The 18,919-nt window shown below is 64.1% G+C and carries 22 protein-coding genes; 14 read left to right on the top strand and 8 right to left on the bottom strand.

Annotation, left to right across the window (positions count from 1 at the left end; genetic code table 11):
* Positions 1–34: 34 nt before the first annotated feature.
* The 10 genes from Har1131_RS06180 (at position 35) to Har1131_RS06140 (ending at position 8,767) form a co-directional block, all read left to right on the top strand.
* Positions 35–937, top strand: coding sequence for a chemotaxis protein CheY (locus tag Har1131_RS06180; RefSeq protein ID WP_050036918.1), 903 nt, complete (start codon positions 35–37; stop codon positions 935–937).
* 144 nt (positions 938–1,081) lie between these two features.
* Positions 1,082–2,134, top strand: coding sequence for a tyrosine decarboxylase MfnA (gene mfnA / locus Har1131_RS06175; RefSeq protein ID WP_050036919.1), 1,053 nt, complete (start codon positions 1,082–1,084; stop codon positions 2,132–2,134).
* A gap of 114 nt (positions 2,135–2,248) precedes the next feature.
* Complete coding sequence (locus Har1131_RS06170; RefSeq protein ID WP_050036920.1) at positions 2,249–2,833, top strand: YqaA family protein; 585 nt, start codon at positions 2,249–2,251, stop codon at positions 2,831–2,833.
* 46 nt (positions 2,834–2,879) lie between these two features.
* On the top strand, positions 2,880–3,302 hold the full coding sequence (locus Har1131_RS22115) for a hypothetical protein (protein ID WP_225308085.1): 423 nt from the start codon (positions 2,880–2,882) through the stop codon (positions 3,300–3,302).
* 38 nt (positions 3,303–3,340) lie between these two features.
* Positions 3,341–3,556 (top strand): hypothetical protein, encoded by a 216-nt coding sequence (locus tag Har1131_RS22110; protein WP_394345218.1) that lies wholly within the window; start codon positions 3,341–3,343, stop codon positions 3,554–3,556.
* Between the two features lie 71 nt (positions 3,557–3,627).
* Positions 3,628–5,772 (top strand): methionine--tRNA ligase, encoded by a 2,145-nt coding sequence (gene metG, locus Har1131_RS06160; RefSeq protein WP_151145501.1) that lies wholly within the window; start codon positions 3,628–3,630, stop codon positions 5,770–5,772.
* A gap of 45 nt (positions 5,773–5,817) precedes the next feature.
* A complete protein-coding gene (locus tag Har1131_RS06155) occupies positions 5,818–6,174 on the top strand; it encodes a hypothetical protein (RefSeq protein WP_050036923.1) in 357 nt (118 codons plus the stop codon).
* Between the two features lie 73 nt (positions 6,175–6,247).
* On the top strand, positions 6,248–6,850 hold the full coding sequence (locus tag Har1131_RS06150; RefSeq protein ID WP_014041028.1) for an NfeD family protein: 603 nt from the start codon (positions 6,248–6,250) through the stop codon (positions 6,848–6,850).
* 71 nt (positions 6,851–6,921) lie between these two features.
* Positions 6,922–8,109: an SPFH domain-containing protein gene (locus tag Har1131_RS06145; RefSeq protein WP_050036924.1), complete on the top strand. Its 1,188-nt coding sequence runs from the start codon at positions 6,922–6,924 to the stop codon at positions 8,107–8,109.
* 52 nt (positions 8,110–8,161) lie between these two features.
* Positions 8,162–8,767, top strand: coding sequence for a MarR family transcriptional regulator (locus Har1131_RS06140; RefSeq protein ID WP_050036925.1), 606 nt, complete (start codon positions 8,162–8,164; stop codon positions 8,765–8,767).
* Positions 8,768–8,786: 19 nt separating this feature from the next.
* On the opposite strand, the gene Har1131_RS06135 is transcribed toward Har1131_RS06140, so the two are convergent.
* Both Har1131_RS06135 and Har1131_RS06130 read right to left on the bottom strand, forming a co-directional pair.
* Positions 8,787–10,667 carry a PAS domain S-box protein gene (locus Har1131_RS06135; RefSeq protein ID WP_151145498.1) on the bottom strand — a complete coding sequence of 627 codons (1,881 nt, stop codon included), beginning with the start codon at positions 10,665–10,667 and terminating at the stop codon, positions 8,787–8,789.
* Positions 10,668–10,867: 200 nt separating this feature from the next.
* Positions 10,868–11,110 (bottom strand): hypothetical protein, encoded by a 243-nt coding sequence (locus Har1131_RS06130; RefSeq protein WP_050007044.1) that lies wholly within the window; start codon positions 11,108–11,110, stop codon positions 10,868–10,870.
* Positions 11,111–11,363: 253 nt separating this feature from the next.
* Here Har1131_RS06130 and Har1131_RS06125 point away from each other — a divergent pair, with 253 nt between their 5' ends.
* Positions 11,364–11,762 (top strand): TRAM domain-containing protein, encoded by a 399-nt coding sequence (locus tag Har1131_RS06125; RefSeq protein WP_050007045.1) that lies wholly within the window; start codon positions 11,364–11,366, stop codon positions 11,760–11,762.
* Positions 11,763–11,764: 2 nt separating this feature from the next.
* Here Har1131_RS06125 and Har1131_RS06120 read toward each other — a convergent pair whose 3' ends face one another.
* Genes Har1131_RS06120 through Har1131_RS06110 form a run of 3 tightly spaced genes read right to left on the bottom strand, consistent with a single transcriptional unit; the run spans position 11,765 to position 13,615 of the window.
* Positions 11,765–12,514: a YkgJ family cysteine cluster protein gene (locus Har1131_RS06120; protein WP_050007046.1), complete on the bottom strand. Its 750-nt coding sequence runs from the start codon at positions 12,512–12,514 to the stop codon at positions 11,765–11,767.
* Positions 12,515–12,547: 33 nt separating this feature from the next.
* Positions 12,548–13,336 (bottom strand): MBL fold metallo-hydrolase, encoded by a 789-nt coding sequence (locus Har1131_RS06115; protein ID WP_050036927.1) that lies wholly within the window; start codon positions 13,334–13,336, stop codon positions 12,548–12,550.
* A 9-nt stretch (positions 13,337–13,345) separates the two neighbouring features.
* Positions 13,346–13,615: a helix-turn-helix domain-containing protein gene (locus Har1131_RS06110; RefSeq protein WP_004591318.1), complete on the bottom strand. Its 270-nt coding sequence runs from the start codon at positions 13,613–13,615 to the stop codon at positions 13,346–13,348.
* 249 nt (positions 13,616–13,864) lie between these two features.
* Between Har1131_RS06110 and Har1131_RS06105 the strand changes: the two genes are divergently transcribed.
* Positions 13,865–14,569: a class I SAM-dependent methyltransferase gene (locus Har1131_RS06105; RefSeq protein WP_014041035.1), complete on the top strand. Its 705-nt coding sequence runs from the start codon at positions 13,865–13,867 to the stop codon at positions 14,567–14,569.
* 93 nt (positions 14,570–14,662) lie between these two features.
* Entirely contained in the window at positions 14,663–15,568 is a 906-nt protein-coding gene (locus tag Har1131_RS06100; protein WP_014041036.1) for a glycosyltransferase family 2 protein, read from the top strand.
* Positions 15,569–15,623: 55 nt separating this feature from the next.
* On the opposite strand, the gene Har1131_RS06095 is transcribed toward Har1131_RS06100, so the two are convergent.
* The gene (locus tag Har1131_RS06095) at positions 15,624–16,433 is read right to left on the bottom strand and encodes an amidohydrolase family protein (protein ID WP_014041037.1); all 810 of its coding nucleotides are present in this window, start codon (positions 16,431–16,433) and stop codon (positions 15,624–15,626) included.
* Between the two features lie 175 nt (positions 16,434–16,608).
* Here Har1131_RS06095 and thsA point away from each other — a divergent pair, with 175 nt between their 5' ends.
* On the top strand, positions 16,609–18,168 hold the full coding sequence (gene thsA, locus Har1131_RS06090) for a thermosome subunit alpha (RefSeq protein WP_014041038.1): 1,560 nt from the start codon (positions 16,609–16,611) through the stop codon (positions 18,166–18,168).
* 73 nt (positions 18,169–18,241) lie between these two features.
* Here the strand turns inward: thsA and Har1131_RS06085 are convergent, their stop codons facing one another.
* Both Har1131_RS06085 and Har1131_RS21655 read right to left on the bottom strand, forming a co-directional pair.
* Positions 18,242–18,673 (bottom strand): DUF371 domain-containing protein, encoded by a 432-nt coding sequence (locus Har1131_RS06085; protein ID WP_050007049.1) that lies wholly within the window; start codon positions 18,671–18,673, stop codon positions 18,242–18,244.
* A gap of 26 nt (positions 18,674–18,699) precedes the next feature.
* Entirely contained in the window at positions 18,700–18,873 is a 174-nt protein-coding gene (locus Har1131_RS21655; protein ID WP_165353761.1) for a hypothetical protein, read from the bottom strand.
* Positions 18,874–18,919 lie beyond the last annotated feature (46 nt).

The raw sequence follows: 18,919 nt of genomic DNA, 5'->3' as shown, positions 1-18,919 counted from the left end.
GCAGATTTTTTTGCACCGTTCGCTTCGTTGCGGTATGGCACCCGAATCGACACCGGAAGCCAAGAGTATCAGTTCCGGTGTGTCCTACATCCCTTTCGGCATCCCCGGACTGGACGGACAGGTCCGCGGGATTCCGACCGGGAGCACGGTCCTGCTGGCCGGGGCGTCGGACGCGGGCGGCGATGCGTTCACCTACACGAGTCTCGCGACGCTGATGCTCGCGAAACACCGGCCCGAGATGGTCCCGAACAGCGTTGCCCGGCGCAGCGAGGCGATTCCCAACTCGGTGACCTACATCACGCTCTCGCACGACCGCGAACACGTCTACAGCGAACTTGACGCCGTGCTCGACGGCTATCAGTTCGACACGCTCACGGACAACATGACCGTCGCGGACTTCTCCCAGCGTTTCATGGAGCTGTTGCCGGTTCCGGAGCCGCTGTTCGATGCGCGACGGAGCGACGCCGAAATCGAACAGCCCGACGCGGAGCCACCAGAGTCGGAGCCCGACGAGGAGACCTTCGAGAAACTGCTCGCCGACATCAGCGACCGGGTGAGCGACGCCGCGGAGACGCTCATCGTCATCGACTCGCTGACCGACCTCGAACGGGCGACGGAGTTCGGCCTGCCCCAGAACCACGAAATCGCGTTCCTCATGGGGCTCCGGGAGGCGGTCGTCAACTGGGGGACCGTGGCCTTCGTCAAACTCGACCGGCCCGCGAGCGACGTGCGCTCGGACGAACTCATCCACGGCCTGCTGCACGGCAGCGTCTACTTCTACTCCAACGACAAGGGGTTCGAGACGTACCGGACGATGCGGGTCGGCTCCTTCGGCGGCGCGCTCGACACCGAGCGCCAGACCGTCTTCGAGTCGCTGATCGGTCCCACGGGCTTTCGAGCGAAGGCGACGAAGAAGATCGGGCCGTCGAACTGGTAATTCGGTCGGGACGAGCGCTACAGGACCAACTACGGACGGCTGCCCCGTTCTGGCCACCGTTTCGCCGTCAGGGCGAATAAACAGCAGACAACGGACATGCCCGAGCACAACGGCTAAACCGCTCCCCCTCTATACTCGCGATAGATGCTCCAGCGGGCAGAGCCACAGGACTTCGAGCGCGTCCTCTCGTCGATGTGTACGGTGCCGCATCCGTCGGCACGCGAAGCGGCGGAACGCTTCCTCGCGACGAACCCCGGGGACCCCGGTACGTACGAGACCATCGCCGATCTGGAACGTGAGGCCGTCGATTGTCTCGGCGAAATCACCGGGCTCTCAAACCCCGCGGGCTACGTTGCTTCGGGCGGCACGGAGGCCAACCTCCAGGCGATACGTATTGCCCGTAACCGCGCCGATACGGACGACCCGAACATAGTTGCGCCCGTCCACGCACACTTCTCCTTTACCAAGGCCGCTGACGTACTCGGTGTGGAACTGCGGACCGCGCCAGCGACGGACTACCGCGCCAACATGGAAGCGATGGGTGAACTCGTTGACGAGGACACGGTGTGTGTCGTCGGCGTCGCCGGCTCGACCGAATACGGCTACGTCGACCCGATTCCGGCCATCGCCGACCTCGCCGAGACGGTCGACGCACTCTGTCACGTTGACGCCGCGTGGGGCGGTTTCTACCTCTCCTTCACCGACCACGACTGGCACTTCGGCCACGCGAACATCGACACGATGACGATTGACCCGCACAAGGTCGGGCAGGCGGCGGTCCCCGCCGGCGGGCTACTCGCGCGCGACCGATCACTGCTTGATCAACTCGCCGTCGAAACGCCATATCTGGAGTCGACTGACCAGCTCACGCTGACCGGCACGCGCTCGGGCGCTGGCGTGGCCTCCGCCGTCGCGGCGATGGAGTCGCTGTGGCCGGCTGGCTACGAGCAGCAGTACGAAACGTCGATGGCCAACGCCGACTGGCTGGCCGACCAGCTGTCGGCGCGGGGCCACGACGTGGTCGGCCCCGAGCTTCCGCTTGTCGCGGCCGATCTCTCGATGCCGATGACCGACGAACTCCGGGACCGCGGCTGGCGGGTCTCAAAGACCGGGGCTGGCGAGATGCGTGTCGTGTGTATGCCCCACGTTACGCGGTCGATGCTGCGGTCGTTCGTGGCGGACCTCGACTGGTACTGAATCGCGGACCTCGACTGGTACTGCGTCGCCGCCCTCGGTCCCGAACATACTGGTATTGACTACTCCCGAGAAGACATACGAAGGTTTAGAAGTGCCTGTTTGCTACAGAGGGTCGTGGACCTGGTAGTACCGACCACAGCGTTCATTGCCTTCATCGGTGACTGTACGACCGCCGGCACTCCACTGTCGCCGCTGGAAGAGGCCGTCTGTACGGCCACCGGTCCAACCGGACTGGGTATCATCGCGGTGTACTCGTTTCTGATCGCGTTCATTCTCCCACTCCCGAGCGAAGTTGTACTAGTTCCGGCCGAAACGCTTCGGCTTGGACTCTCTACGAACGGGAATCTGGTGGCGATTATCCTCGTCAGTGGTCTCGGGAAGGCGTTCGGCAGTCTCGTCGCCTTCCACATCGGTCAGGAGGCAAAGGAGTACGGCCCACTCGTGCGCTGGATCAAGCGCTCACGGTTCAATATCATCGAATGGTCGGAGAAGAAGACGGTACAGCTCGCACAGAAGTACGGCTACGTCGGTCTGGCGCTCGCGCTCTGTGTTCCCTTCTTCCCCGATACGATCTCTATCTACGCGTTTACCGTCCTCGAACGCGACTACTATCGGTTCGGCGCGGCGACGTTCTTCGGCAGCGCCGGGCGGCTTGTGGTGACACTCGCACTCGCAGGCGGCACGCTCGTGCTGCTGTGAGCGGCCGGCACACAGATTTATGTAATCTGTTTGAGTAAATGCACGCATGTCCCGAAGCCGTTTGGCGGCCCAGACCCTCCTCGGCGGAATCGTCGTGTTGATCGGCCTGGCGCTGCTCGGACGGTCGACCGGACTGTTCGACGCCAGCGCGCTGTTCGTCTACGTCCCATCGTTGTTCGTCCTCGTCGGCATCTACGCGCTAGTGTCCGGCGGGCTACGGAACCTCGTGGGTCCGCTGCTGGTCATCCTCGTCGCTGGCGCGTGGCAACTGGTCACGCTGGGCGTGCTCGCCGCCCGTGACGTGGTGCAGTTCTGGCCGCTGTTAATCATCCTGTTTGGACTATCGCTCCTCCTCGGACAGTACCGGGCGAAAGACGATCCGAGCGGAGCGATCACGTCCTGCTATTCGCGTTCTTCGGGGGCGCGGAGCGACGCATCACGGCCGACGCCTTCCGGAGCGCGGACCTGACCGCGCTGTTCGGCGGGATCGAACTTGACCTCCGGGACGTGAGGAGCAGCGACGCGCCGGCCCACGTCAGCACGACGACCATCTTCGGCGGGACCGAGATACGGGTCCCGCGGGAGTGGAACGTCCGCCTCGACGTGCTACCGCTGTTCGGCGCGGCGGAAGACTCTCGCCCTCGTTCCGACGAGGAACACAAGGATGTCGACCTCGTGATCACCGGGTTCGTCGCCTTCGGCGGTCTGGAACTGCTGGACTGACGGACAGCAGCCCGTCCAGCGCGGCGCCGAAACCAACCCCCTTTTGACCCGTCGGTGGCACACGAACAGGTATGAGCAACGACGAGTTTCCGACGGACCAGCCGGCGGTCGTGACCTGTGGGTTGCCCTACGCGAACGGTGACTTGCACGTCGGCCACCTCCGGACGTACGTCGACGGGGACGCGCTGTCGCGCTCCCTCCGACGGATCGGCCAGCAGACGGCGTTCGTTTCGGGGTCGGACATGCACGGTACACCGGTAGCGGTCAACGCCGCCGAGGAGGGTGTCGAGCCGCGGGAGTTCGCGCTTGACTTCCACGAGACCTACGCCGAGACGTTCCCGCAGTTCAACATCGAGTTCGACAACTACGGGCACACCGACGACGAGACCAACGTCGAACTCACCCAGGAGTTCGTCCGCTCGTGGGTCGAAAACGACCACGTCCACGAGAAGGAGATCGAGGTCGCCTGGGACACCGAGGAGGACCAGCCCCTCCCCGACCGCTACGTCGAAGGGACCTGTCCCTACTGCGGGGAACAGGCCCGCGGCGACGAGTGCGACGAGGGGTGCCAGCGCCACCTCGAGCCCGGCGAGATCGAGGACCCGGTGTCGACGCTGACCGGCAACCCCGCCGAGTACCGCACCCGCGAACACAAGTTCCTCCGGCTTGCAGACTTCCAGGAGTACCTCCAGGGCTTCCTCGACCGCCTGGAAGGCACCGACAACGCCCAGAACCAGCCCCGCGAGTGGATCGAGGGCGAACTGCAGGACCTCTGTATCACGCGGGACATGGACTGGGGCGTCGATTATCCGGAGGACGTCGATGGCGGCGACGAACTGGTGCTGTACGTCTGGGTCGATGCACCAATCGAATACGTGGCCTCGACGAAGCAGTACGCCGAGCGCGTCGGCGACGACGAGTACGACTGGGAGCAGGTCTGGAAGGTCGACGGCGAGGAGCACCACGGCACCGAGTGGGACGACGAGTGGTCCGACGACAACGGCGAAATCATCCACGTCATCGGGCGCGACATCATCCAGCACCACGCGGTGTTCTGGCCGGCGATGCTTCGCGGGACGGGCTACAACGAGCCCCGGTCGATTCTGGCGACCGGGTTCGTCGGCATCGACGGCAAGGCGCTCTCGACCTCGCGCAACCGCGCCGTCTGGGCCGACGAGTACCTCGACGCCGGCTTCCATCCCGATCTGTTCCGGTACTACATCGCGACCGGCGCTCAGATCGATACGGACGTGGACTTCTCCTGGGACCGCTTCCAGGAGCGGGTCAACGGCGAACTCGTCGGCAACGTCGGCAACTTCATCTACCGCTCGCTGCTGTTCGCCGAGCGCAACTACGACGGGACGCCCGACGCGCCCGTCAGCGACGACGTGCGCGACCGAATCGAGTCGGCCATCGAGGACTTCGAGGCCGCCGTTCGGGAGTACGACGTGCGCGAACTCGCCGAAATCGCCATCGAACTCTCGAACTACGGCAACGAGTACATCCAGCGCAACGAGCCCTGGAACCTCGTCGACGACGACCCCGAGCGCGCCGAGCAGGTCATCCGTGACTGCGTCCAGCTAACGAAGGCTGTCGCGGTGCTCATGCAGCCCGTTCTGCCAGGCAAGGCCGAGCGCCTCTGGGGCCAGCTCGGCGAGCAGGGCTCCGTCGCCGACGTGACCCTCGACAGCGCGCTCGAAGCGCCGCCGGCCGAGTTCGGCGAGCCCGCGGAACTGTTCGAACAGGTCGAGGACGACCACATCGAGGCGCTCAACGAGGAACTACAGGAGCGCGTTGAGGCGGCCAGCGACGACGAGTCCGAGGACGATGACGGCGAAGCCGCCGGAGACGAAGGAGATGACGACGCAGAGACCGCCGACCTCCAGCCCCTCGTCGAGGACCGCATCAGCTTCGAGGACTTCGAGGGCGTCGACATGCGCGTCGGCGAGATCCGCAGCGCCGAGCCGGTCGAGGGCGCGGACAAGCTCCTGCGGCTGGAAGTTGACATCGGTCACGAGGTCCGGCAGGTCGTCGCCGGCCTCCGACAGCTCCACGACGCCGAGGACCTCCCCGGAACGCGGGTCATTCTGCTTGCCAACATGGAGAAAGCCGAACTGTTCGGCATCGAATCCAACGGCATGGTCCTAGCCGCTGGCGACGAGGCCGACCTGCTGACGACCCACGCGGACGCCCCGCTGGGGACCCGCATCAAGTAAGCCCAGTCGCCAGCGCTTTTGTAGTCACGGCACGTACCGCGAACCATGGATGACGACGGGGCCGCACGAGACGATGCGGCCGCTACGGGTGACACGTTCACCGAGGAGTACGAACTGGCGACGGAAGCCGACGTGATTCAGGTCGACGGTGACGCAGCCGACGAGGAGGAGGGCGCGGTCGCCGGCTCGTTCGCCCCGGACCTGGAAGTGACTCCCGATGCGCCGAAGCCTGAGAACGTTGTCTTCGTCGCGCTAGGGGTCTGCATCGCGATTCTCGCCCTCGGACGGATGTTCCTCGGGGCGGAGATGTACGCGCCGTCCATACTCGGCGGCGTGGTCCTGTCTGTCGCGCTCGGAACCGCTGTACTGTACGGGTTCTTTGTCCGGACGAGCGACGCGTAAGACCTGCACCGGTGCCTTCAGAGTCGCGCTCTCTACCCCGACACTTAATCCTGCTCCGACACTAAGTCGGGGCATGGTGAACCCGCTGGCGGCAGTTGCCCCACTGCAGGCCGAACCACTGTTAGGTATGTCGCTCTCTATTCTGCTGTTTCTGGCCGGCGCGGGCCTCATCGTGGGCGAAGCGCTCGCCCCTGGGACCCACTTTTTCGTCCTCGGCGTGGCCCTGCTGACGGCGGGGCTGGTCGGGCTGTTCATCCCAGCGAGCCTGGGTATCCTCGCGCCACTCATCCTTACTGTCGTCGTGCTTGCAACGACGGCGGTCACGCTCTGGGGATATCGAAAGCTCGATTTCGCTGCGCCGGGCCGCGGCCAGACGCTCAGTTCTGACTCGCTTACGGGCCAGTTCGGAACCGTTACCGAGCGCGTGACCCGGAGCGACGGCCAGGTCAAACTGGAAGACGGCGGCTTCAATCCGTACTATCAGGCCCGCAGTTCCGGCGACCCGATAGAGGAGGGAACGGAGGTCATCGTCATTGACCCCGGCGGCGGGAACGTGCTGGATGTCGAGCCGGTAGAGTCGGCGAGCGACGAAATCGACCGCGCACTCGAACGTGATCGAAACCGGGGCAACGAGAGCGACGACACCGAACCGGAGCGAGAGTCGGAGCGGGCGTAGGTGTGTAATTCGGTAGTTTGTGACAGGGACACCGAAGCCTTTTCCTTGAGCGCTCCGGAGGTTTGACTGTCATGTTCCCCGCGACAGCACCGCTACAACCCGGAGGACTCATCGGTTTCGTTACCGTAATCTTCCTCCTGATCGCCATCGCGCTGGTGTACTCCAGCGTCGTGATCATCCGCCCGTACCAGAAAGGTGCCTACACGGTCCTCGGCACCTATCGCGGCGTCCTCGACCAGGGGATTCACTTCATCTACCCCTTCGTCTCAGACGTGACGCGGTTCGACATGCGGACCCAGACACTCGACGTGCCACGGCAGGAGGCTATCACCCGCGACAACTCGCCGGTGACCGCCGACGCCGTCGTCTACATCAAGGTGATGGACCCGAAGAAGGCGTTCCTCGAAGTCGATAACTACGAGCGTGCCGTCTCCAACCTCGCTCAGACGACCCTCCGTGCCGTGCTGGGTGACATGGAACTGGACGACACGCTGAACAAGCGGGGCGAAATCAACGCCCGAATCCGGAAAGAACTCGACGAACCCACCGACGAGTGGGGTGTCCGCGTCGAGAGCGTGGAGGTCCGCGAGGTCAACCCGTCCAAGGACGTCCAGCAGGCCATGGAGCAACAGACCTCCGCCGAGCGGAAACGCCGTGCCATGATCCTGGAAGCCCAGGGTGAACGGCGCTCCGCCATCGAGACGGCGGAAGGTGACAAGCAGTCCAACATCATCCGCGCGCAGGGTGAGAAGCAGAGCCAGATTCTGGAAGCCCAGGGTGACGCAATCTCGACCGTCCTCCGCGCGAAATCCGCCGAATCGATGGGCGAGCGCGCCGTCATCGACAAGGGGATGGAGACGCTGGCCGAGATCGGCCAGGGCGAGTCGACGAAGTTCATCCTCCCGCAGGAACTCACCTCGCTGGTGGGCCGCTACGGCAAGCACCTCCAGGGCTCGGACGTGAAGGAGAACGGGCACGCGCTGGAAGCGCTCGACTTCGACGACGAGACCCGCGAGATGCTCGGTCTGGACGACATCGAGGAAATCCTCGGCCAGATCGACGAGGAAGCGCAGGTCGACGTCGAAGCGATGGAAGAGGAAGCCCAGAAGATCAAGGAGGGCCAGGACAGTGGCCTCGACAGCGCCGACGAGATGATTCAGGAGATGGACGCCGAAATCGACGACGACTCGGGCACGACTGACGTGGCCGGCGGCCCCGACGACACGACGCGAACGTCGGAAGTCGACAAGGACGACTAGTCCTGATAACCAGGCGAAGACGTTTTATTACCGACCCACCTTTTCGGTAGCAATGACGCGTGAGGGCGACGTGGACGAGGACAAGCGGGCGACGCTCCGTCGCTTTGCCGCCCTCGGTGCAGCGAGCCCGTTTGCCCGCTTCGGCGATAGCGGGAGCGAGAGCGACGCGCCCGACGCCATCGCCGGGTACGTCTCCGCACATCCCGGGACGCACTTCTCGAAGCTTCGCGACGACCTCAAACTCGGGACCGGCGAGGCCCAGCATCACCTCCACCGGCTGGAAAACGAGGACGTCGTCGCCTCACAGAAGGACGGCGACTACCGGCGGTACTTCCCGGCTGGCCAGTTCTCCGAGTTCGAACAGGTGGCGCTTGGCTACCTGCGGCGGTCGACCGCCCGCGGGATGCTCGTCACGCTCCTTCGCCGTCCGGACGTGACGGCCTCTGAACTGGCCACCGAACTGGACGTTTCGCGGCCGACGGTGAGCAACTACGCCGGCGACCTGGAGTCCGCCGGACTGCTGTCCCGAGAAGACGGGTACGCGGTGACCGAGCCAGAGACAGTGTTGACACTGCTTATCCGGTACGCCGATTCGTTCGATGACGATGTTGCCGAGCTAGCGGGCGAGGCCGACTCACTGCTGCGGTACGATCCCTGAGCTGATTCTTTCCGCCGAGTTACGTCTCTCGGTCAACACCGGTAATTTCGAACCTGGCTCCGCCCGACTCGCTGTCGGTCACACTGACATCCCAGCCGTGGACGGCGGCGATATCGGCCACGATTGCGAGGCCGAAGCCGGTGCCTTCGGGCGCGGTCGAGTAGCCCGCTTCGAACACCGTGTCTCGCTCGTCTTCTGGAACCCCCGGACCGTCATCAGCGACGTAGAAACCGCTGGCGTCGTCGATGTCACCGACAGTAACCGTCACTCCGGTATCGCTTTCGACGATCTCGTCGGACTGTCCCGGACTGCCCACAGAGCCCTGCTCCATGCTGTTTTCGTGCATCTGCGAGAGCGAGGGTTCCGACCCGTGTGCCACGCAGTTCCGAAACAGGTTTTCCAGCAGGCGCTGCAATCGGCGGGGGTCAGCAACGACGACACTGTCCGTACCGGTCACCAGAGTCCCGTTCTCTGTCCCGATAGTCTCCCAGCACGCGCTTGCGGCGGTCTGTAAACTGACGGGCTCGGTGGTCGTCGCCTCGCGTCCGTCCCGTGCCAGCGTCAGGATATCGTCAATGAGCGTCTGCATCCGCTCGTGGGCGTCGTCGATACTGTCGAGGTGGTCGTTGGTCACTGCCTGTTGGGCCAACTCCAAGTGGCCCTGTGCGACTGTCAGTGGCCCCTGAAGGTCGTGGCTGACGACGCTGGCGAAGGACTCCAGTCGATCGTTCTGAACGCGGAGTCTGCGTTCGCGCTCCTTCTGGTCGGTGATATCCTGGATGAACCCCCGAACTGTCCGCTTCTCCGCGCCTTCGACGCGTTTGCCGTGGGTCCGGACCCACCGACAGTCGCCTGTTGCGGTGATGAGCCTGGTCTCGATATCGTACGGTTCCCCGTCTTCGAGGGCCGCATCGACGGCGTCCGAAACCATCTCCCTGTCTTCGGGATGATAGAAGGACAGTCCCTCTTCGATTGTCGGATCGAAGTCGTCGTCGACTCCGTGGATACGGCGAGTGCCCGCTGTCCAGGTCAACGTCCCGGTTTCGTCGAACTCCCAGGCACCGAGGTCGCCGAGTTCCTCCGCCTCGGCGAAGAAGTCCCGTAACTGGGCGAGGTTCTGTTCGTGCTCGATGCGCTCCGTGACGTCCTGGCAGTGCGAGAAGATGGTAACGACATCGCCCGAGTCGTCAGTGACGAGGCGATTGTGCCACTCGACCATGATACGCTCCCCGCCCTTCCGGACGTTCTCGTTGACGCTGTGGTAGCCACCGCTGGCCTCGCTAAGTGCGGACGTGACCGCGTCGACGTGGTCGTAGCTTTCCTCGCTGACGAACACCTCCCACGTCTCGCCGACCAGTTCCTCCTCGGTGTAGCCGAATATCTCTGTGAGAGTGTCGTTGACGCGGACGATTTCGAAGTCTTGGTTATACTCGACGAACCCGAGCGGCGACTGGTCGATAAACAGCGAGAGCCTGTCTTTACTCGCTTCGAGGGCGCGCTGTGACCGGTACTGTTCGACGGCGTTGACGATGCGGTTCGCGAGAAGGGCGTAGTGGCTGGTGTCTGACGTCTTCTGTAGATAGTCTGTGACGCCCGCGGAGATAGCGTCACCGGCGACTGCCTCGCTGCCGCGACCTGTGTACAGGATAAACGGGAGGTCAGGGTAGTCCTCGCGGACAGATTCGAGGAAGTCGATGCCGTTCTCGCCGGGCATTTCGTAGTCGGAAACGATACAGTCGACCGGCTCTGTTTCGAGCAGACGCAGGCCCGCTGCTGCACTCGTTGCGGTCTCGATGTCGAACGCAGGACGCTCTCGCGTGAGGAATGCCGCTGTCGTCTCTGCGTACTGCCGGTCGTCGTCGACGTGAAGCACCCGGATAGCGGAGCCAGCCTCGCCCATTGATGTGTACAACTATGGCTTCAATGGTTATCAATATAGACATTCACCACTTACAATATGTCTGGATATATCAGGGATAAATCGTCTGAAACGATGAATGAGCGACGGCACCGAGCCTTCTCTAGAGTAAGATACAGTTTGCACTCACTCGGACGACCGAGTGAGAGTGGGGATGTATCCGCGGTCGAACCGGCACCGGTTCAGGTCTCGACCATCCACGTCGTCGAGGAGGAGTAGCCCCACTTCTCGACGGCCAGATCGTGGTCGCCGTCGGCGATGGCGGTCATATTGGTCCCGACCTCCTTGGCCGAAAGGTCGAGTTCGTCGCCGATAAGCCGCGATTTGAAATACGTCTGGTCGTCAGCATTGGAACGGAGATACTCCAGAATACGTCGCTGCTTGTCCGAGAGCGGACTGTCGGGGGTTTGTGCGGTGGCGCTCATTAGTACAGGTACTAGCAGTACCGAGACACCCTTATGGGATTTGGTACAGACGGTTAACGGCTCGCAGTCTTGCGGTTTTCACTCGCTCCAAGCGGGGATACTGCCGCGAGTTGGGCCACGCGACAGGTAGTTGGTACAGGCGGGAAACACCGTGAGCGCCCGTCGTCGCTCCGCAGTTGAGACGGTCACAGTCGTTCGCTCCGGCAGTTCTTTAGTAATGGCCCGTTTTGTGGCCGAACGGAGGTCTATCACATTGGAAATCTCGGATCAACTGCTGTGTCTGTTCAGTGCCGATATCCGCGACGAGGGGGACCGGTACGTCGTGGAGGTCCCGCGTCGAGAGATCGAGACGGGCGCAGTCGACTCGGGCAGTACCTATCGTGTTGCGCTCATCTCCGCAGACGAGGGGACAGAGACGGAGGAGGAGACGGTGTCAGACACGCCACCGGACCAGCCACAGCCGCCGGTCGAACCGGGCGAAACGCGCTACGTCGAGATCGAAGACATCGGGAAGCAGGGCGACGGCATCGCCCGCGTCGAACGCGGCTACGTCATCATCGTTCCGGGGGCCGAAATCGACGAACGAGTCAAGATCGAAGTTACCGAAGTCAAGTCGAACTTCGCGGTCGGCGAGATCATCGACGACGTCTGAAACTACTCGTAGGCACTGCCGTCGGGGCGCTTTGCCCCTTCGGAGTCGTGGACGACGACCTGTCCGGCTGACGGGTCGACGGGCCGGTAGTTGTCGCGGACGCCGATGGCTTCTTCGAGTTCCCGAACGGCGCGTTCCTTGAGCGCCGCCGCCAACTCCTCGGCGTCGGCTCTGGAGATATCCCGGCCGAGTCCCTCACATTCGTGAGCCCGGACCATCCCCTCCTCGTCGACGGCTTCGCCCATCGGCTGGCTCGTCCCGCCCAGCGCGACGCTGAACGGGTAGGTCCGGCAGATGAGCGGGCGGTCGCCGTGGACCGTACAGGCACCCGTGCCATCGTCGTCTTCAGCGTAGAACGTGCAGTCGCCGCAGTCGTCAGTCTGGAGCGCCCACTCGAACGTCTCACCCTCGGGGCCGTCCGGGCCGTCGGCCAGTCCGTACGGCATCGGGCGGGCGACGTCACGGAAGTCGTACTCCCCGGCGGACTGTAGCTGCCTGATCTCGTCGGGAAACACCGTCGCCGTGTGGGGTTCGGCGTCGGTTTCTCCAGAGCCGTCGTTCTCATTCTCACCGGCACCACCGGCGACTCTGTCCGTCTCGTCGGCACCCTCTCCCCTCTCGCCACACGCCGACTCGGCCTTGCAGCAGGCCCCACAGCGGGTGCATTCGAACCCGATGGTCTCGATAGCGTCGGCCAGTTCCGACTCGTCGAGCGCGCGGGCCCGTTCGAGTTCGGTTTCCAGGGAGTCCACAGCCGTGGTAGCGGGCCGACGGGCAAAAAGGCGTCACTCCGCCGGGTTCGGTATAGCCCGGGCACCGTCCCACGAAACAGTGCCCTCGACGGCGAGCTTTTCGAGGTGAGCCAGCACTGTCGCGCGGGCCAGGTCGCGCACCCCGGTAAGGTCCTTTTCGTAGGCGGCGTCGAGGATTTCGTCGAGTGTGTCGGCCCCGTCGTCGTTGACAGCCGCCCGAACACGTTGCTCGCGCTCCAGTCGGTGGCTGATGAGGCGCGCACAGGTCTCCCGCGGCGTCTCGATACGCGGGCCATGGCCCGGTAACAGCACGTCGGGGTTTCTGGCGTGGAGTCGCCGCAGTGACGCGAGATAGGCCCGAACGTCGCCCTCTGGTGCGCCGACGACGACGCTGCCCTCGGCCACGGCGAGGTCGCCGGAGACGACGGTCCCGTCAGTTGCGAAGGCGACGTGCTCCGGCGCGTGGCCCGGCGTGTCGAGGACGGTCACCGGGCCGGCGTCGGTCGGAATCGTCGTCCCGTCGCTGAACAGTTTGTCAGGGGTAACGCCGGTCGCAGCCTCGAATGCGGTCGCCCGGCCACGCCGCGCCCAGACCGTCGCGTTCGTCTCTCTGGCGTAGTGTGCGACGGCACCGGCGTGGTCAGGGTGGTAGTGTGTGAGCGCAATGTGAGCGAGGGTGCGGTCACTGAGAAGCGAATCGAGCGCATCATCCGTATCCGCGGGGTCCACGAGAAGAGCCGCCTCGTCGCCGCAAACGTATACCGCCGTGGTGCCGGTCGGTGCCCGCGTCGGGACGGGCACGTCGGCCCGCTGCCAGTCCATACCGACGGGTCAGACTGTGAGGAAATAAACCTGTTTGCGTGCGTCAGTGAAGCTGTACCGCGAGTCGACCAGCTCTGACTCCTCCAGTCGGTTCAGGGCGTACCTGACAGTCCGGTCCGGGAGCAGCGAGTTCTCGGCTAGTTCGCCCTGTGACAGCGGGGCGTCGTCCTCCAGCACCTTCGCGACGAGCTTCGCGCTCGGCGGGAGTTCACGCAGGGTGTCGCGGAACTCCTCGTCGGTGAAAGGTGCTGGTGCAGCGTTTTCAGTTAATGCGCTCATAGTGGCTGATATTCCAGACTTACTGGTAAAACTTGGCTATATGCATGACCAAACAATACAGATTCTATGAAGTGTTTAATGTGTCCTTATACAGAACCGCCATCGTGCGGTTCTCGTCGCTATCCGGAAAGTACGACCAGAACTATCAGGGCCGAGAGCGCGAGCGGATCTGACCTGACTGGAAAACAGCCAAACCGATGAAAGGGGATTCCAGTATCGTTTTATCCCCCGCGGGGTGAGCAATACACCGTGAAAGGGCAGGAGTGGTATCAGGCCGACACCGTGGCCGAAGAGTACGAGGCCAAGCGGTTCTCCCGTGGCGGTCGGCTTATCGACCGACGCGAGAAACAGGCCGTCCTCGACGCAATCGGCCCCGTGGCCGACAAGGACGTGTTAGAGGTAGCTTGCGGAACCGGACGGTTCACTGTGATGCTGGCCGAGCGCGGCGCGAACATCACCGGACTGGACATCTCAGGACCGATGCTCCAGCAGGGCCGTGAGAAAGCACAGGCGACTGGTGTCGACGACCGTGTCGAGTTCATGCGGGGTGATGCGGCCCGGCTCCCGTTCCCGGACGACCACTTCGACACCGTGTTTGCGATGCGCTTTTTCCATCTGGCGGACACGCCGGCGGCGTTCCTCGCTGAGATGCGCCGCGTCTCGAAGGAACAGGTCTTCTTCGATACGTTCAACCGGTTTTCGACCCGGTCGATATACAACTGGGCGCTCCCGATGGGGTCGCGGCTCTACTCCCGCTGGGAGATCGACCGGCTGCTGGACGGAGCCGGACTGGAACTGACCGAGGCGAACCACGACTGGCTGCTTCCCTACGGATTCTACCGGAAGATTCCGAACGAACTGGCCGCCTCGTTCCGCTCGCTCGATACGGCGCTCGGCGGCACGCCACTCGGCGAAAAGCTGGCATCGGTGTCGTACTGGAACACCCATGTGTAGCTCGCCGCCGCTCGGACAGCCCGTTTTCCCTGAATGGATGTCGCCGTCCGTCTCCCGCGACTTTTAAGCGCCTTCGCCGCCGTACCCAGAGGTATGGATATCTCGGTAGTGGTCCCGACGTTGAACGGCCGGGAGGAGCTGTCCGGCTGTCTGGACGCACTCACCGAGCAGGTTCCCGATGCCGAAGTGATTGTGGTCAACGGCCCGTCGGCCGACGGCACGACGGGCATGGTCCGCGACCGGGACGACGTGTCGATCCTCGTCGAGATCGCCGACCGCTCGGTCACGGTCGCCCGCAACGCAGGGATCGACCGGGCAACGGGAGACGTTATCGCGCTCGTCCACCAGGCTCTCTCGGTCGAGTCCGGCTGGGCTGACGCGGTGAAAAACGGGCTCTCGGGGGCAACCCAGGCCATCACCGGGCCGACACACCAGCAACTCTGGGCCGGAATGACGACCGAAACCGAGGAGACGCGGACGATAGCCGGCCGCGACGTGACGTATTTCAATCCCGGAAACGTCGCGTTCGACGCGGAGGTGCTGGAAGCGCTCGACGGGTTCGACGAGTACCTGAACGTTGGCAGCGCCCGGGACTTCGCGCACCGGATGGCCGCCAGTGATTACGGCGTCGACTGGAGCACGGCGATGTGCGTCAGCCGCGAGTTCGAGGCCGACGGCGGCACCACGGAGACCGACTGGAACTGGAAGTACCGCTCGCTCGCCTACCGGCTGGTGAAGAACTACAACGTCCGCCCAACCGTGTTGCGGCGACTCCTCAGCCACGCGGTGAGTGACGCGACGGACGCGCTGATCGATGTCGTGCGCGGGGAGACGACGCCGTCGCAGTGGCTCGGCAACGGGCAGGACGTGTTCGGCGGCGTCGGGTCCGGCATCGTCGACGGCCTCCGCGCACGCGTGACCGACCGGACACCCTGTCGGAACCCGAACGGCCGCTCCGCGCGCGCGGACCGCGCGGTGACTGTGTACGACTGGCGGTAGTAGCGGTAACCGGTACTGGCCGCAACCGTTCGACCGGAATAGGAGTTGTCGGCGGTCAGGGGGCCAGCGCCTCGATGACGCGGTTGGGATTGTTCGAGAACACCTTTCGCATCGCGTCTTCGGGAACGTCCAGTGTCAGAATCTCCATCACGGCCACGTTCGGGTGGACGCTGGGGACGCCGCTCCCGAAGAGAACGCGGTCAGGGTGTTCCAGAATCGCCCGCTCCATCGGCCGCCGGTAGCGGACCGCACTGGTGTCGAGATACAGATTGTCGTGGGTCTCCAGCAGGTCGATAGCTCGTTCCATCAGGTCCCGCCGGAGCGGGTGGGCACCGAAATGCGAAAGGATGACCGGGAAATCGTACGCTAACAGCGATTCGGCGACAGTTTCGGGCGGAAACCCTTCGCCGCCGTGGACGATGACGGGCAGTGATACGGACGCCAGTTCTGCGAGGACTTCTTCGTCGGGTAGTCCGTCAGTCGGTGGATGGATCTTGAAGCCATAGAACCGGTCGTCGTAGGCGTACTGCTCGATGTCCTCGGGCGAGGTGTGTTCCTCCGTGCGACTGCTCGCGAGGTTGCGGAGGGTCGACCCGGGACCGGTCCCCGGGTCCCGAGCGCCGTTGACTCTGGCGAAGGCGACCATCGGCCGCTCGACAGTCATCCGGGCGACGGCGTTGTTCGCTTTCAGATACGAGCCGTCTCGCTCGCCGGGAAAGACGACGGAGCGGACGACACCGGCCTGGTGCATCTCCCGTTCCAGTTGCTCCGGGTCACCCATACCGTCTCGGGGTCGGCGCTGCTCGTCGGGTTCCAGTCGCGCGTGCACATCGACCACCCGAAAGCCGTGCTCCAACTCCAGCATCTACTATACGGTGTGTATACACCCATATTAAAAGGTGTGTAGGTCCAGCCGGGATTACAGGGACAGCACGGCGCTGTCACCCGACGAGCGGTCTACGCCGTTAGAAAGTTTTATATAGAACCGCTTGCCTTGTCTTAAGTGAGGTTCAACACATATGTCATCTGGCCAGCGACGCATGGGCGGCCAGCCTCTTTTCATCCTTGATGAGGACGCCCAGCGCACACACGGGAAGGACGCACAGTCATCGAACATCTCCGCCGGAAAGGCCGTAAGCGAGTCCGTACGGACCACGCTCGGTCCCCGCGGCATGGACAAGATGCTCGTCTCCGACGACGGTGATGTGGTCATCACCAACGACGGGGCGACCATCCTCTCCGAGATGGACATCGAACACCCTGCGGCCCAGATGATCGTCGAAGTCGCCCAGACTCAGGAGGACGAAGTGGGCGACGGAACGACGACGGCGTCCGTGCTGGCCGGGGAACTGCTGACGAAAGGCGAGGACCTGCTCGACGACGACGTCCACCCGACAACAATCGTCGAGGGGTACTCTGCCGCGGCTGAACTCGCACAGGACGCTATCAACGAGCTCGTCCTCGACGTCGACCTCGACGACGAGACGCTGGTCGAGGTCGCCGAATCCTCGATGACCGGTAAGGGCACCGGTGACGTCGAGGCCGAGAAACTCGCCGAAGTCGTCGTCGACGCCGTCCGCCACGCCAAGAGCGACAACGGCGTCCGCCGGGACAACATCGAAGTCCACACCCAGACGGGTGCGGCTTCCTCCGCGACCAAGCTCGTCGAGGGCGTTATCGTCGACGAGACGGCCGTCCACGACAACATGCCGACCTCGGTCGAGGACGCGTCCATCGCGGTCATCGACACCGAACTCGACGTCCGCGAGAGCAACATCGACGCCGAGTACAACGTCTCCAGCGTCGACCAGCTCAACGCCGCGCTCGACGCCGAGGAGCAGGAACTCAGCGGCTACGCCGAGGAAGTCGTCGAAAGCGGCGCTGACGTGGCCTTCGTCACCGAGGACGTCGCCGACCGCGTCGCCTCCCAGCTCGCCAAGGAAGGCGTCTTCGTCGCCGACAGCATCGGCTCCTCGACCGCCAAGGACATCGTCGAGGCCACCGGCGCGAAGCGCGTCGGCTCGCTGGAAGCCCTCGACGAGGACTCGCTCGGCCACGCCGACAGCGTCGACGTCGAGAAGCAGGGTGACGACGACGTGACGTTCATCACCGGCGGCGCGACCGCCGAGTCCGTCACGGTCATCGCCCGCGGCTCCACCGAACACGTCGTCGACGAGCTCGAACGCGCGCTCAACGACGCGCTCGACACCGTCATCGCCGCGCTCGACGCCGGCGGTGTGGTCCCCGGCGCAGGCGCGACTGAGATCGCTATTGCCGACCACATCCGCTCCGAAGCGGCGTCCATCGAGGGCCGCAAGCAGCTCGCCGTCGAAGCGTTCGCCGACGCCGTTGACGTGCTGCCCCGCACGCTCGCGGAGAACACGGGCCTCGACGCAATCGACGCGCTCGTCGACCTCCGTGCCGAACACGAGAGCGAGGGCATCGCCGGCATCATCAGCGAAGGCCAGACCGGCGTCGTCGGTGACCCCGTCGACTACGGCATCCTCGACCCCGCCGCTGTCAAGCGCGAAGCGGTCGACTCCGCCACCGAGGCGGCGACGATGATCGTCCGCATCGACGACGTTATTTCGTCGAGCTAAGCTGGTTTAGACATCAAACCTGTTTTCTTTTGACCGCGCCAGAGAGCGGCGCGACCGCTGTAGAAACCACCGCTCAGTCGCCGCTGGGCTCGACAGAAAGCGTCAGCGTCGCATCGGCCCCGTCAGCGAGCGCTTCGACGAGGTCCCGGTCAACGTCGCCGGCCGCCGCGTCGGCGTTTACCATCACAGTCCGGTCATCGACGTAGTCGCTCGTCCGCAGGACGTGGCTCCGGTCGTTCTCGAAGGAGAGGTCGGGATGGCCGGTTCCGGTCACAGTAACGGTCTGCTCGCCGGCTTCGATAGTCGCTGTAATCGTCGCGTCGGCGTCTTGGCAGGCCGTTACGAACTCGCTGTCGAAGTCGGCAGGAACACGGTCGGCCTCGATAGCGAGGATGCAGTCACCTGCAGGGGTTAGAAAGTCGTCGCTCGTCACTTCCAGCGTGCTGGCGTGCTCGCCGGAGACGTTCTCGTGGCCCTGTGCACGGACCACTTCCTCGAGTGTCATACCTCCCGGTCACTGCCGGGCGTACTTCAGCGGGACGACTCCGACCTGACGACGGTAATCGTCACCGCACCGCAGGCGCACTCGTGGGCCTCGCGGCGGCCGGCCTCGGTCTCGAACACCAGCGCTGGCTCGCCGAGCGGGCGCTCGCAGTGCTGGGCCTCGCAAGTCGGTGTCGCCGCCTCGTGTAGTTCGGTGAGCATATCTGGATAGTAGATGGCTACCTATGTCAAGGCGAGCCATCCCCGT

The sequence above is a fragment of the Haloarcula sp. CBA1131 genome (genome assembly GCF_008728975.1).
Classification (GTDB): Archaea; Halobacteriota; Halobacteria; order Halobacteriales; family Haloarculaceae; genus Haloarcula; species Haloarcula hispanica.
This window is presented reverse-complemented; position numbering and strand designations above follow the sequence as displayed.